13 protein-coding genes are annotated in these 13973 nt (G+C 45.6%); 9 read left to right on the top strand and 4 right to left on the bottom strand.

Going from position 1 to position 13973, the window contains the following annotated elements; all coding sequences use genetic code 11:
- The first annotated feature begins 137 nt into the window (after positions 1-137).
- The gene (locus tag RLO19_RS21930) at positions 138-476 is read left to right on the top strand and encodes a hypothetical protein (protein WP_446359541.1); all 339 of its coding nucleotides are present in this window, start codon (positions 138-140) and stop codon (positions 474-476) included.
- 103 nt (positions 477-579) lie between these two features.
- Here the strand turns inward: RLO19_RS21930 and RLO19_RS21935 are convergent, their stop codons facing one another.
- The 3 genes from RLO19_RS21935 to RLO19_RS21945 form a co-directional block, all read right to left on the bottom strand.
- Complete coding sequence (locus tag RLO19_RS21935) at positions 580-1056, bottom strand: BON domain-containing protein (protein ID WP_446359542.1); 477 nt, start codon at positions 1054-1056, stop codon at positions 580-582.
- A 190-nt stretch (positions 1057-1246) separates the two neighbouring features.
- Positions 1247-2140: a hypothetical protein gene (locus RLO19_RS21940; protein WP_446359543.1), complete on the bottom strand. Its 894-nt coding sequence runs from the start codon at positions 2138-2140 to the stop codon at positions 1247-1249.
- A 62-nt stretch (positions 2141-2202) separates the two neighbouring features.
- The gene (locus tag RLO19_RS21945; RefSeq protein WP_446359544.1) at positions 2203-2607 is read right to left on the bottom strand and encodes a general stress protein; all 405 of its coding nucleotides are present in this window, start codon (positions 2605-2607) and stop codon (positions 2203-2205) included.
- 507 nt (positions 2608-3114) lie between these two features.
- On the opposite strand from RLO19_RS21945, the gene RLO19_RS21950 reads away from it, so the two are divergent.
- The 6 genes from RLO19_RS21950 to RLO19_RS21975 all read left to right on the top strand — a co-directional run bounded on the left by RLO19_RS21950 (position 3115) and on the right by RLO19_RS21975 (position 10719).
- Positions 3115-3828, top strand: a complete 714-nt coding sequence (locus tag RLO19_RS21950; protein ID WP_446359545.1) for a helix-turn-helix domain-containing protein — start codon at positions 3115-3117, stop codon at positions 3826-3828.
- A 58-nt stretch (positions 3829-3886) separates the two neighbouring features.
- Positions 3887-6550: an ATP-dependent chaperone ClpB gene (clpB, locus tag RLO19_RS21955; RefSeq protein WP_446359546.1), complete on the top strand. Its 2664-nt coding sequence runs from the start codon at positions 3887-3889 to the stop codon at positions 6548-6550.
- A gap of 235 nt (positions 6551-6785) precedes the next feature.
- A complete protein-coding gene (gene hpsE / locus RLO19_RS21960) occupies positions 6786-7787 on the top strand; it encodes a hormogonium polysaccharide biosynthesis glycosyltransferase HpsE (RefSeq protein WP_446359547.1) in 1002 nt (333 codons plus the stop codon).
- A complete protein-coding gene (hpsE, locus tag RLO19_RS21965; protein WP_446359548.1) occupies positions 7787-8737 on the top strand; it encodes a hormogonium polysaccharide biosynthesis glycosyltransferase HpsE in 951 nt (316 codons plus the stop codon). The genes hpsE (RLO19_RS21960) and hpsE (RLO19_RS21965) overlap by 1 nt, the downstream gene beginning before the upstream one ends.
- 12 nt (positions 8738-8749) lie before the next feature.
- Positions 8750-9742, top strand: a complete 993-nt coding sequence (locus RLO19_RS21970; protein WP_446359549.1) for a glycosyltransferase — start codon at positions 8750-8752, stop codon at positions 9740-9742.
- Positions 9743-9777: 35 nt separating this feature from the next.
- Positions 9778-10719 (top strand): glycosyltransferase, encoded by a 942-nt coding sequence (locus RLO19_RS21975; RefSeq protein ID WP_446359550.1) that lies wholly within the window; start codon positions 9778-9780, stop codon positions 10717-10719.
- A gap of 43 nt (positions 10720-10762) precedes the next feature.
- Here RLO19_RS21975 and RLO19_RS21980 read toward each other — a convergent pair whose 3' ends face one another.
- Complete coding sequence (locus RLO19_RS21980) at positions 10763-11923, bottom strand: glycosyltransferase (protein WP_446359551.1); 1161 nt, start codon at positions 11921-11923, stop codon at positions 10763-10765.
- Between the two features lie 271 nt (positions 11924-12194).
- On the opposite strand from RLO19_RS21980, the gene RLO19_RS21985 reads away from it, so the two are divergent.
- Together RLO19_RS21985 and RLO19_RS21990 are read left to right on the top strand one after the other, a co-directional pair.
- The gene (locus tag RLO19_RS21985; RefSeq protein ID WP_446359552.1) at positions 12195-13118 is read left to right on the top strand and encodes a sulfotransferase family protein; all 924 of its coding nucleotides are present in this window, start codon (positions 12195-12197) and stop codon (positions 13116-13118) included.
- Positions 13111-13971: a sulfotransferase family protein gene (locus tag RLO19_RS21990; RefSeq protein WP_446359553.1), complete on the top strand. Its 861-nt coding sequence runs from the start codon at positions 13111-13113 to the stop codon at positions 13969-13971. The genes RLO19_RS21985 and RLO19_RS21990 overlap by 8 nt, the downstream gene beginning before the upstream one ends.
- The last annotated feature ends 2 nt before the right edge of the window (positions 13972-13973 follow it).

Here is a 13973-nt window from a genome sequence, read left to right on the forward strand (position 1 = left end):
AACTTTACCCCAGAAATGGGTGAAAACCGGAGGGGCAACCATACCCCTCCACCCCGAAAGGGGTATGCTTCTTAAACCGCTACCGCGTGTTCCTCCCTGGTCTAAAGACACAGGGTTTCCCACAACGAAGGATTTTTATGAATGCAAGACTATTTACTCAAACTCTTATCAGTGCAGCCGTTGGAGGTGTGGTAGCCCTAGGGCTTACAGGTAGCCCCTTATTGGCACAGAACCGAGAAGTCACCCCTAGCACACCTGCAAACTCTACTCCTGAAGCTACAGCCAATCAACATCAACAGCACCAAGAAATGATGGATCAGATGCAGCAAACGATGAGTCAGATGCAGCAGATGATGGAGAAGTGCAAAGCCAAGATGAACCATGGCACGATGGACAGTGGTAATGCCCATACTGGGGCGATGTCCGGTCAACAGGGCAATGGTAGTACGCCTCATAGCCATAGCACGGGTAACTAAGGACACATCATTGAGTAGAGACGTTGTATGCAACGTCTCTACCAAAGTTCGGAAAGTCCTAAGGGATGTGTCTACTGCTATAGTTGGACAAAGTGAAGAAGTTTCAATTATTCTCCTTTGGTTGCGCGGGAGCAACAGCAGCTTTAACATTGACAGCCTGAACCCCTTTGATTTCTTTTGCCAAGGGTTCAATTCTCTCAAATTGTTCCTGAGTAGGGACAGTTCCCGATACAGTTACAGCACCGTCCTCCGCTTCAATCACTAAGGCACTAGCTGGAAGGTTAGCTTCGAGTTTACTGCGAACTTCGCTCTCTAGGTCATCATCACTTCTATCTTCAGCCGCACCGTCATTTAAGGCATTGTTGCGCTCCTCCCGGGCGCGAATGTCAGCATTAAGCTGGTTTTGGCGAACTTGACTTTGACCATCTTCCTGGCTTTCTTGAGCCTCATCAGCGTCTAGAACTTCTGGCGCGTCTGTAATTGTATTTGGAGCATCTGCACTGGTTTTAGCACCGTCGGCGCAAGCTACAGCACCAAAGAGCATAAAACTAGCCAAGAGAACAGGGGTGAATTTTTTCATGGTTTTGCCTAAGGTTGAAAACAGTAGATCAGGATTTTTTGCCTTAATTTTTGGTAACTCGCTAACATTAGAGTCGTCTCAATACTACTCGGCGCTTGAAAACTAGATGAGAATGAAACCCTGAAAATATTGGGGTTTATCGTTTCTAAGAAGGCTTATTCCTTGCAGTATTGAGAGTTTTCTGCTTTTATTAGAAGGTTTGAGGGCGACGGTCAACGATCACGACTTCAGGATCATCACTGATCCGGTTGGTGCGATGGGGTTCCTTAACCTGACCCGTCGCCGAATTAAAAATCCCCCAATCCTGTATTCCATGACGGCTCAAAATGGTTTCGGCTTGGTGGATTTGGGCTTGGGTGCCTTCTACCATTACCAGAAATGCACCTCGATTAAATCGGTCATGGAAAAAGGAATTATGTTCTCCGAGAAAGCCGAAAGCGCTATCAAAGCGATCGCGAATGGTAAGATTAGGCATCCAGTTGTGGCGCTGATAGTCACGAGCAATCACAGACACTTGATTCATGGGAAAATCTGCATCGTATAATTCCTGGATTGCCGTATCCATATCATGGCGACGAGAGAATGTACCAACTGCTCGATGAGGGTGATTTACAGCGTGGGAAGTATTAGCCATTGAATTACTCCGAGGAGAATGATTATCATTGAGTCCGTCAAAAATCGTCCATTCTTGGACACCGTGACGGTGCAAGATCGGTTCGGCGCGACGGATTTGGGCTTCTTTTTCTTCTAAGATCAGTAAGTATTCACCCTGGTTAAATCGGTTGTGGAAGGAGTGATGACGATCTTTGAGAAAGCCAAAGGATGTTTGATCGAAGCGATCGCGAACATTCAAACCCGGTATCCAGTTGTTGTGCTTGTTGTCACGGGTAATCAGAGAAACGTGGTTCATGGGAAAGCCAGCATTGCTCAATTCCCAGATTGCAGCTTCCAGGTTATGACGGTTGGAAAAAACACCAATGGCATGGTTATGGCGAGTGGTGTCAGAATTGGGAGTACAGACAAGGGATTGAGCCAGATCCGAGGAGTTGTGATCCGGTGCATCAAAAATCTCCCATTCTCGCACACCGTGACGATTTAAGATGGCTTCGGCGCGACGGATTTCGGCTTTTGTACCCTCTAAAACAATCAGGTATTCACCCCGGTTGAATTGCTCATCAAAGAAGTGATGACGATAGTTGAGAAAACCAAATGATGTTTTATCGAAGCGATCGCGGTTGCTGTTGCACCTGCCAGTAAAATTGGTCCGACGCCCGGAATGGCTAAGGTTCCCAAACCGACTAACAAGCCTGTCAAACCTCCTAATGCACCTCCTGTAACGGCGCCTGTTGTCGCACCCTCGTCGGCTTTGTTACCGACTTTCTTCTCATGTCCATTCGTTCCGGCTAGCTGATCAGTGCGATTAGAATCCTGTGTGATTACAGAAATTTTATCCATCGGGTAGTGAGAATTTCTCAGATCTCTCAATGCCGATTCCGCGTCTCGGCGGTTGGGTAAAGCCCCTATCGCTCGTTTATTGTGTCTTAAAGTCATTTATTTTTCTCCCAGCGGGAAAGGTTTTTGTTGAAACGCCCTTTTCAGGTCTACCTTTCCTATTTAATCTCTAATTTATATCACCTTCCTCAGTCGGGAGAAATAAGTTAGTTTCTATCTCAAAAGATAGATGTTTTTTGAGTATATAAAAGCCTTAATAATAGATTATTTACTTTAAGGATTATTCTTGTTGAACTAAGTTAAACTACTCAAACTATAGCATTGGTTTATCCATAAAGCAACTCAATTAGTTTGTCAGAGTCTTGTCGGGGTTGGGTTTAGCTCCCAGTGTCGGGGTATTTTTGTCACTAAAAGCAATGGGTTTATTTTAATAAAATTACAACCTAATAAGTGAAGTAATTAAGCTTATAGCAATCGCCATAGCGATCAGGATGCATCATTTTGTAGAGACGTTGCATGCAACGTCTCTACAACAGTTCGTTTGTCCTAACGGAATAAACCTAAAATCTGGCAAAATACTAGAACAATTCCAGATCACTCCTAATCATGTCCGCATCTAGCCCAATAAATCAGTCTGTCCCTAATTACACCCAACAGTTACAATACCTCATGGAGCAGGTGGATGTTTCAAGTTTTCGCCAATTGAGTCGTGTCAGTGGTGTGTCTGAACGACAACTGAAGCGTTTGCGACAAGGACAGGTATCGCAAATGCGGGTAGAGACGCTGCTAAAATTATCGGATATATTAGGAATATCGGTAGATCAGTTGCTCACCTTATTTTCAGCAGAATCAATCTCTCCAATTACGCCGCCGCGCGATCGCACCTCACCAACTCCTGATCTTCGGGCATCAGAAAGCTTAGACAACCTCCAGCAGGAATACCAACGACTCCAACAGCAATTAGCCGAACAACGCCAAACCCTACTCCAGGAGTTTCAGCAATCGAGTGTGCAGGTATTAGAATCATGGTTATTGCAGTGGCCCACAGCCGCTTATGCTATAACCCAGAATGACCAGTTACCTGCCATCCGATTATTACCCCTAATCAAGCCAGTTGAACAGCTTCTGCAACAATGGGGCATAGAAGCGATCGCCTCAGTTGGCGATGAATTAGCCTATGATCCTCAATGGCATCAATTAATGTCGGGAACCGTTCAACCGGGCGATTTGGTGCGAGTTCGTTATGTTGGTTATCGCCAAGGCGATAAATTATTGTATCGGGCTAAAGTGAGTCCATTGCCAAATCGAAGCTACAGATAGAGTAGATTGTTATACTGCCATTGGGAGATACTATTCAATCGAGACTCGATAACCACTCATGCAGCCCACCGACGCCAGTAAATTTACCGACAAAGCCTGGGAAGCGATCGTTAAATCCCAAGATGTTGCCCGCCGCTGTCGCAATCAACAGCTAGAAGTTGAACATGTGGCGATAGCACTCTTGGAACAAGAGGGGTTAGCCGCCCGGATTCTTTCACGGGTGACGGTGGATGTACCGAGGTTGAAGCAGCAGTTGGAGGCTTTCGCAAATCGCCAAGCTAAGGTGAATAATGTTGACCAACTCTATCTAGGGCGAGGGTTGGATATTATGCTAGATAATGCAGAGGCATCGAGAGTCGCCCTGCAAGATGATTATATTGCCGTAGAGCATTTACTCTTGGGATTAGCCGCCGATGAACGGATTGGACGCCGCTTATTCAAAGGCTTTGACCTAGATAGTCCCAAACTTGAAGCCGCGATAAAAGCAATTCGGGGTTCGCAAAAAGTCACCGATCAAAGTCCTGAATCCCGCTACGAAGCCTTACAGAAATTTGGGCGGGATTTGACAGAACAAGCCAAAGCCGGGAAACTTGATCCAGTAATTGGGCGGGATGAAGAGATTCGTCGGGTGGTACAAGTCTTATCCAGACGTTCCAAAAATAACCCGGTGCTAATTGGTGAACCCGGTGTCGGCAAAACCGCGATCGCAGAAGGATTGGCGCAACGGATCATTAATGGAGATGTCCCAGAATCCCTCAAGGAACGACAGTTGATTTCCCTGGATATGGGCAGTTTAATTGCTGGGGCAAAATATCGAGGGGAATTTGAAGATAGACTCCGCGCCGTTTTACGGGAAGTTACCCACTCGGATGGACATATTGTTCTATTTATTGATGAGTTGCATACCGTTGTCGGTACCGGATCAGGTCAAGGGACAATGGATGCCGGGAATTTACTTAAACCTATGCTAGCGCGAGGTGAATTGCGCTGTATTGGGGCGACAACCTTAGATGAGTACCGTAAGCATATTGAAAAAGACGCCGCCCTAGAACGACGGTTTCAACAGGTACTCGTGCGACAACCGACGGTGGAAAATACGATTTCGATTTTACGGGGACTTAAAGAACGCTACGAAGTTCACCATAATGTGACAATTACTGACTCCGCCTTAGTCGCAGCAGCGACGCTATCGAATCGTTATATTAGCGATCGCTTCTTACCCGATAAAGCTATTGATTTAGTCGATGAAGCCGCCGCTAAGCTGAAAATGGAGATTACCTCCAAACCTGTGGAACTTGAAGCCATCGATCGCAGACTGATGCAGCTAAAGATGGAAAAGCTATCTCTAGAAGCCGAAAGCCAGCGTCAGGGTGTCGCCTCGGTTAGCAGTGCTTATCAGTCTTCCCAGGAACGGTTAGCCCTGATTGAGCAAGAAATTGACCAGCTTGAAGCTAATCATGAACAGCTTAATGGACAATGGCAATCGGAAAAACAACTTTTAGAAGATATTAATACCCTCAAAAAAGAAGAAGATCAACTCCGGGTTAAAATTGAGCAAGCTGAACGTGCTTATGACCTGAATCAAGCTGCCCAGCTTAAGTATGGACAGCTAGAGGTACTCCAGCGCGATCGCGAGGCAAAAGAGACGATGATGCTGGAACTCCAGGCAAAGGGTTCCGCCTTGCTCCGAGAACAAGTTACCGAAGCCGATATTGCCGAAATTGTCGCCAAGTGGACAGGAATCCCCGTAAAACGCTTGCTGGAGTCGGAACGCCAGAAACTGTTGCAGTTAGAAGGACATCTGCATAAACGGGTGATTGGGCAAGGGGAAGCCGTGGAAGCCGTCGCGGCGGCGATTCGTCGCGCTAGGGCGGGGATGAAAGATCCTGGGCGCCCGATTGGATCATTCCTCTTCTTGGGACCCACAGGCGTTGGTAAAACAGAATTGGCGCGGGCTTTGGCACAGTTTCTCTTTGACAGTGAGGATGCTCTAGTCAGGATTGATATGTCTGAGTATATGGAGAAACACGCCGTTTCCCGGTTGATTGGCGCACCTCCAGGATATGTGGGGTATGAAGAAGGGGGACAACTCACCGAAGCCATTCGCCGCCGCCCTTACTCGGTGGTGTTGCTCGATGAAGTGGAAAAGGCACACCGGGATGTATTTAACATTTTGTTGCAAGTCCTTGACGACGGACGCATTACTGACTCCCAAGGGCGAACTGTGGATTTTCGCAATACGATTATTGTCATGACGAGTAATATTGGCAGTGATCATATTCTCAGTGTGGCGGGGGATGATACTCAGTATGAGGAGATGCAAAAACGGGTGACTGATGCATTGAGAAAGCAGTTTCGCCCCGAATTTGTTAATCGTGTTGATGATATTATTATTTTCCATACCCTGACTCGCAAGGAACTGCGGCAAATTGTCGAGATTCAACTGCAACGGATTGAACGGTTGTTAGCAGATCAGAAAATCTCCATTGAATTGTCCCCCACCGCTCAAGACTATGTGGTGAATGTCGGGTATGATCCGGTTTATGGGGCGCGTCCCCTGAAACGGGCAATCCAACGGGAACTAGAAAACCCGATTGCCACAAAGCTACTCGAAAATACTTTTGGCGCAGGCGATAAAATCCTTGTCGATTGTGCGGATAATGTCCTTACCTTTAATAAGCAGGGGGTGGTAAATTTGCCGGAACCGGAAGCGGTATATTGAACAGGTGGCGTCAAAAATCTTCATCAAATTTTCATTACAACCTCTCCAGAATTCAGCTAATATTCAGTTAGAATCATAATTCAGGAGAAGGGCATCTCTAGAGAAAAACAAAAGTTCGTAGTAAGCGCTTTAGCGCCATCAGCGCCTCAGCACTCACGACAAACACTTAAGCCGATTTTCTTCTCAGCTAGGCAAAAGTGACATTTGACTTTTGACCTTTAACTTTTGACTTGTTATGTCCCTTGACTTCACTGTCGCGATTCCCACGTATAATGGCGCAAGCCGAATATCAGACGTATTAGCACAACTGCGCCGCCAAAGGGGTACAGAATCGATTCGCTGGGAAGTCATCGTTGTTGATAATAACAGTACCGATAATACGGCGGAGATTATTAAAGATTATCAGGAAAACTGGTCTGCCGACTATCCCTTACGATACTGCTTTGAAGCCAGACAAGGGGCAGGATTTGCCCGACAGTTGGCGGTGAAGGAAGCGCAAGCGCCACTGATTGGGTTTTTAGATGATGATAATATTCCCGCCCTCAATTGGGTGGCTGCTGCAGTTAGCTTTGCTCAAGCTTATCCCCAGGCGGGAGCCTATGGAAGTCAAATTCACCCAGACTTTGAAGTGCCACCCCCAGAAAGCTTACAACCGATTCTACCCTTTCTCGCGATCGCAGAACGCGGTGATGAACCTTTTTGCTACAAACCCCGCAACAAGTTATTACCCCCTTCCGCCGGATTGGTGATTCGCAAACAAGCCTATCTCGACACGGTTCCCAGTCAACTAATTTTAACGGGCAGAATTCAGGGGAATATGCTCAGTGGAGAAGACTTAGAAATGTTATGCTATATGCAGCTCAACGGCTGGGAAATTTGGTATAACCCAGCCATGGAAATTGACCATAAAATTCCCCAGAAACGCTTAGAACGAGAGTATTTAATCCCCTTTATGCGCGGCATTGGACTTAGCCGTTTTGTCACCCGCATGTTGAGTGTCAAGTCTTGGCAACGCCCCTTCGCTTTTTTTGCCTATACCCTTAACGATTTGCGGAAACTCATTATTCACCGTCTTAAATATCAGGGGAGAATCCAATCCGATTTAGTCGCCGCTTGTCAATGGGAACTCTTTTTAAGTAGCTTAGAGAGTCCATTATACCTGTACCGCCATGGCTATTTCAATAGCCCCAATCAAATCATTACCCTGAACTCTATATCACGGGGGACGCCGGAATAATGTCTGTAGATTTCACCCTAGCCATTCCCACTTATAATGGTGCCAGTCGTTTACCAACGTTGCTGGATAAACTGCGACAGCAAACGGGTTTAGAGCAGATTTCCTGGGAAATTATTGTTGTTGATAATAATAGTAGCGATAATACCGCTCAAATTGTACAGGAGTATCAAGGGAATTGGTTAGTCGGTGTTCCCTTAATTTATATCCTGGAACCGGAACAGGGTGCCGCTTTTGCTAGATTACGGGCGGTGAAAGAGGCACAGGGGGAACTCATTGGATTTCTGGATGATGATAACTTACCCAATCCAGATTGGATAGCCCAAGCTTATTCATTTGCCCAGGAACATCCCCAAGCCGGTGCATTTAGTGGGCAAATTCACGGGGAGTTTGAAGTCGCACCGCCGGAAAACTTTCAACGTATTCAAGCTTTTTTAGCGATTCGAGAACATGGTTCTATTCCTCATCAATTTGAACCGCAAAACTTGAGATTACCGCCAGCGGCTTCATTAGTGGTGCGAAAAAAAGCCTGGAGTGAAAATGTTCCCTCGCGTCCCACTTTAACAGGTAAATTACCCGGAGTGATGATTCAGGGGGATGATTATGAACCCTTACTTTACATGTATAAAGCTGGCTGGGAAATTTGGTATCATCCTGAGTTGCATACCTATCATCAAATCCCACGTTGGCGATTAGAACGGGATTATTTACTGTCTATTTCACGGGGGTGTGGGTTAGCCACCTGCCAACTGCGAATGATTAATGCTAATCCTTGGCAAAAACCGGTGATTTTTATCCGAACAATACTTGGGAATTTGCGTCGCATGATTGGCTATATTATTAAGTATCGATGGCGGGTAAAACGGGATCTGATTACGGCTTGTGAGCTGGAGTTTTTTTGGGGGGGCTTTCTCAGTCCTTTCTATTTATTGAGAAAAAATATGTCTAATTAATTAAACTTAATTATGCCCTTAATTTCTGTAATTATTCCAGTTTACAATGCTGAAGCAACAATTCAAGAAACAACTCAATCGGTTTTAAATCAAACCTTGTCAGATTTGGAACTCATTGTTATCAATGATGGCTCTCAAGATTCAACCTTAGAGATTGTTTCTAGTATCCCTGATCCTCGGATTAAGGTATTCTCTTACCCCAATTCAGGTCCTCAGAAAAGCCGCAATCGGGGAATTGAAAAAGCAACAGGTGAATATTTGGCATTTCTAGACGCAGATGATCTGTGGACACCCGATAAGCTAGATGCCCAATTTCAGGCACTCCAGACGCATCCTGAAGCAGCCGTGGCTTATAGTTGGACAGATTGGATTGATGAAAAGGGTCAATTTTGGCGTCGAGGGACTTATATTAGTGCCAGTGGTGATGTGCAGGCAAAGTTATTGTTGATTGATTTTATCGGCAGTGGTTCTAATCCATTGATCCGCCGCCAAGCCCTGGAAAAAGTGGGTAATTTTGACGAATCCCTAGTGGGGGGTCAGGATTGGGATATGTGGCTACGATTAGCCGCCTGCTATCCGTTTGCTGTGGTGCCAAAACCGCAGGTTTTATATCGAAAATCCCTGAGTTCTAATTCCTGGTCAAATAACGTTGAACGGCAGGAAAAAGGGTTTGAAAATGTGATTTCTAAAGCCTTGGAGCAGGCTCCTGAATCGATAAAGTCTCTGAAAGGAGATATTATTTCTAATCGTTATAAGTGTTTGGTTGTCGATGCTTTAGAAAGACCCTCTAGTCGTCAACGGGGGTTAACAGCAGCTCGGTTTCTCTGGATAGCACTCCGTAATGATCCGTCTCTTATCCAAGCAAGAGTGCTGGTGAAAGTGGTGTTGAGAATGACTATCGTGACTCTCTTACCTCCCCAGCAAGCACAAGGGTTGCTCGCTAAGTTGGGCAAGTTTGCTGATGTTCATGCTTTATATGGATACCTGCGTTCAGAGCCATTCTGACTGTCCCTGAAATTGACACAAGGAGCTAAATAGAGATGCCGTTAGTATCGGTGATTATTCCGGTTTTTAATGGGGAAAAAACGATTAAAGACACAATTGAATCGGTATTGACGCAAACGGTTACAGATTTGGAACTGATTGTAATTAATGATGGGTCGAACGATAATACATTATCCGTAATTTCGCCCATTGATGACTCCCGTTTAAAATTGTTTTCTTATGCCAATGCTGGCTTAGCCGCAAGTCGAAATCGGGGGATTTCTCAAGCAGCTGGAAAGTATATCTCCTTTATTGATGCCGATGATCTGTGGACAGCCGATAAACTAGAAGCCCAAATCAAAGCCTTAGGAGCAAATCCGAAAGCGGGTGTGGCTTATAGCTGGACGGATTGGATTGATGAATCGGGTCAATTTTTACGCCCAGGAGGTCACATTATTGCTAATGGTTATGTTTACGATAAACTGCTTTTGCGAGATTTTATAGAAGGAGGTTCTAATGTTTTAGTTTTAGCCAAAGCATTTGCTGAAGTTGGGGGATTTGATCAGTCACTCAATGCGGTAGAAGATTGGGATATGTGGTTACGTCTGGCTGCTCGCTATGAATTTGTCTGTGTCCCTTCTCCCCAAATTTTATATCGCATTTCTCCTAACTCCATGTCTACAGATGTTTGGAAAATGGAGACAGCCAGCTTGCTGGTAATTGAAAAAGCCTTTGCTCAGTCACCTGAACCCTTGGATTATCTTAAAAGGCAGGTTTTGGCAGAACGTTATAAGTATTTTACCTTCAAATCGATTGAAGGTCGTTTAGAACGGCAGCGTGGATTAACAGCTATGCGCTTTTTCTGGCGAGCGATAACTAATGATCCGGTTTGGTTGCTTAGACCTAAGATAATGAGTATTATTCTGTTTAAAATTGCTTTAGCGACGATATTCCCCTCTCAACAAGCCTATGCTTTACTCAAAAGAGTGAAACGGTAATTGTTCATTGTCTCCCCTATCTCCCCTATCTCCCCTATCTCCCTCATCTCCCCTGCAAAATCTGATCATAAATTCCTTCTAACTTCGTGGTATTATGCTTTAAGTTAAATTTCAGCTCCACTTGTTTGCGCCCCGCGATCGCGAACTCTTTTCGCAGTTGTGCGTTGTCTGCTAAAATCAGCAGATATTCGGCAAGACCTTGCCAGTCTTTTTCTGACACCAGGAAACCCGTTTCACCATGAATAATGGCCTCCGGAATTCCAGCGTGAATGGAACTGACTACGGGTATCTCCATGGCTTGGGCTTCAAGGAGGGTTATCGGTAGCCCCTCACAATTTCCGTGAGTGTCGGTAACGCTGGGGATACAGAGAATCATGGATTGATTCAGCCAATCCTTAACCACATCCGAGGGTTGCACCCCTAAAAAACGATAGCGTTTCAGGGAATGGGCAGCTTGTTGTTCAAGAGTTGAGCGTAGTCCACCATCCCCAATAACAACCAGTTCTACATCGGGTCGTACTGATTGTACCTGAGCCATTGCCTGAATTAAGTATTGACACCCTTTTTTTTCTACCAGTCGCCCCACGAATAGCACCACAGGCTGGCGCGATGGGTTAGGCTGTGGTGCAAATTTATCCACATCAATGCCAATGTAGTGAACAATAATTTTATCAGGGGGACAGCCTTTTTCTATCAGTTTCGTGCGAATAAACTCAGACACGGCTATACAATAGTGGGCTTTTTTGAATAAATGCCGTCGCCGCCAGAAATACACAGAGGTTAAAGGATGTGGCCCAAACATGTCACTGAGATCATCGCCAGTGTTCTCACGAACGGTGATATCATACCCATGAAAGGTGACAATTAAGGGAATTTTCAGCCGTTGCCTCATAGGTAACGCCCAAACACCATCGGGTCCAAAATGAGCATGAATTAGCCTGGGAGAGAGTGCTCTGAGGCGACGAAACCAGTCAGGATACCCTAAGCCGGTGATCAGAAATAATAGCTTGCGTCTCAGGGTTAGTTTGGCAACCTCGCTGAGCACTAGGGTTCTCTCGACAGGTAGGGGATAGCTTCTGCCGCGACACCGGGACGTTCCCACGTAGAATCCTGTATATGATTCGTAGTTTTCCACTTGCGCGGGAATAAATGTTTCGGAGTAGGGCAGGAGAGTGTCTCGGTAGATAATAATGTTATTTTTCATACAATAGCGCCGAATTTTACATTTAACATATATTCAGTTAAAATTCAGGCATCTTTCTACTACTGGGTCTTGCTCCCTTGGGACTTTCATGTCCCGATAGTTGATAAGTTTCAGGTTATTTAATTAAGACCTGTGCTGTCATTTCTTTAGGGTAAAGTTACTTCAAATCAAGGGTAAAGCTCGCTTGCTGAGTTTTTTATCCTTGTAGTTTGCTAGATAAACTCTTGCATCACTTCTTCGTTAAACAGGCATAAAAGCAATGTATCAGGGAATGCTTCTTATACCAACCGTCGTCAAACAGTTGCCGCCGGTTTCAGCTGAATGGGTAAATCGCTTAAAAAACGCTTACAAGCACAAGATTGCCCCTATTCACCCATCTCCTATTATAATCTTAGGACATCAAAAGTCGGGAACAACCGCGATCGCAGCATTATTGGGTCAAATCTCTGGTCTACCTTTTACCATTGACCCCTTCCACCACATTGACCTCAACGCCCATCTGCGGCAGAAACTCTTTAAACAGGAACTGGCATTTGATGATTTGGTACAAGGGCACAAGTTCTATTTTTCTACTCCCATAATCAAAGATCCAAACTTTACATTTCTCTATGAGGATGTCAGTCGCTGCTTTCCCCAAGCGACCTTTGTTCAGGTGATGCGTGATCCCCGGGATACAATTCGCAGTGTCTTGAATCGACTGAAACTGCCAGGAAACCTGCCAGCACTCGAGGGGAGCTGGTGTACGCCGTTGCAAAAAATGGCAGCCAAGGGTTGGTCTCTCATGATAGCAGGGAATCTTCCCCAGGTCAAGGGAAGTAATTACATTGAACGACTAGCCCACCGCTGGAACTGGACGATTGATACTTATAATGCTCACCGGGATGAGATAATTCTGCTGTGCTATGAAGATTTTCTCCAGGATAAGGCGGACACCATTCGCGAATTAGCCCAGCAGGTAGGATTAAACCCAATTCACGATATTTCGGCTCAGGTCGATATTCAGTATCAACCCCGTGGCAATCATCAGGTGAGTTGGTTAGAATTTTTTGGCAAGGATAACTTGCGAACGATTGAAACGATTTGTGGAAATCGGATGCAGTCCTTTGGTTATCACCTATCCGAACCGCCCGTTAAATTTGATGCCACAAGCGATAAAGTTCCTGATTTTTCAGATTTTGCAGCCGCCTTTGTCTAGACCTGTCTTTATTTTATCAGCACCTCGCTCAGGGTCGAGTTATTTTTATGAAATCACTCGACGCCTGCCCGATGTGTGGTCTTTTGACAAAGAAAATGATCCGTTATGGTTTCAGTTTTTTCCTTACCAACGATTGTCCCTGCCTACCGATTATATTTCACCAGAGGAATGTACACCGGAAATAATTAAGACCTTTCGGCGGGAACTGCTGATAGAAAACCTACGCCATCGTCGCCCCTCTCGCTGGCGGGATGGCTTTAATTATGGCTTACTCAGGAAACCCGTGCGCTATTTGGAGAAAACTGTTGCCAATTGCTTTCATTTAGAGGCACTAAAGCAACTGTATCCTGATGCTTTATTGGTTCATCTGGTTCGTGATGGTAGAGCCTGTGTATCTTCGATGATAGAGGGGTGGAATTCAGGGGTTTTCTGGAAGCGCCCTTTACCCTTTCCCGAAGGTGCGACGATCTCCCATTGGTGTTATCCGATTCCACCGGGTTGGCAAAATGTGGTTCATCAGTCATTAGCCGAAATTTGCGCCTGGAGTTGGGTGGAGCATAATCGTTCTGTGCTGGAGTGGGAACGGGTAAATCCAGATTGTCAGAAGCGGTTGATGCGAATTTCCTATGAAGAGCTTTTAGCTGATCCCCGGGCTGTATTGGAGCAGTTTTGTCAGTTCACCGGATGGGAAATTTCCCAGGAGAGTCTTCAGTATATCCAGCAGGGGCGTCTGAGTTGGACAACGGTTTCCCAGCCGCAAGCGGATAAGTGGAAACAGAAGAATGGGCAAACAATTAACCAGGTGATGCCCATCATTGCGCCGATGATGCGGGAGTTGGGTTATGGGGTTTAGGG

Source organism: Coleofasciculus sp. G2-EDA-02, from assembly GCF_040226375.1.
GTDB lineage: Bacteria > Cyanobacteriota > Cyanobacteriia > Cyanobacteriales > Coleofasciculaceae > Coleofasciculus.

Coding starts and splice junctions, on each gene's coding strand:
- RLO19_RS21930 (WP_446359541.1), top strand. CDS start 138: ATGAATGCAAGACTATTTACTCAAACTCTTATCAGTGCAGCCGTTGGA.
- RLO19_RS21935 (WP_446359542.1), bottom strand. CDS start 1,056: ATGAAAAAATTCACCCCTGTTCTCTTGGCTAGTTTTATGCTCTTTGGT.
- RLO19_RS21945 (WP_446359544.1), bottom strand. CDS start 2,607: ATGACTTTAAGACACAATAAACGAGCGATAGGGGCTTTACCCAACCGC.
- RLO19_RS21950 (WP_446359545.1), top strand. CDS start 3,115: ATGTCCGCATCTAGCCCAATAAATCAGTCTGTCCCTAATTACACCCAA.
- clpB (WP_446359546.1), top strand. CDS start 3,887: ATGCAGCCCACCGACGCCAGTAAATTTACCGACAAAGCCTGGGAAGCG.
- hpsE (WP_446359547.1), top strand. CDS start 6,786: ATGTCCCTTGACTTCACTGTCGCGATTCCCACGTATAATGGCGCAAGC.
- hpsE (WP_446359548.1), top strand. CDS start 7,787: ATGTCTGTAGATTTCACCCTAGCCATTCCCACTTATAATGGTGCCAGT.
- RLO19_RS21970 (WP_446359549.1), top strand. CDS start 8,750: ATGCCCTTAATTTCTGTAATTATTCCAGTTTACAATGCTGAAGCAACA.
- RLO19_RS21975 (WP_446359550.1), top strand. CDS start 9,778: ATGCCGTTAGTATCGGTGATTATTCCGGTTTTTAATGGGGAAAAAACG.
- RLO19_RS21980 (WP_446359551.1), bottom strand. CDS start 11,923: ATGAAAAATAACATTATTATCTACCGAGACACTCTCCTGCCCTACTCC.
- RLO19_RS21985 (WP_446359552.1), top strand. CDS start 12,195: ATGCTTCTTATACCAACCGTCGTCAAACAGTTGCCGCCGGTTTCAGCT.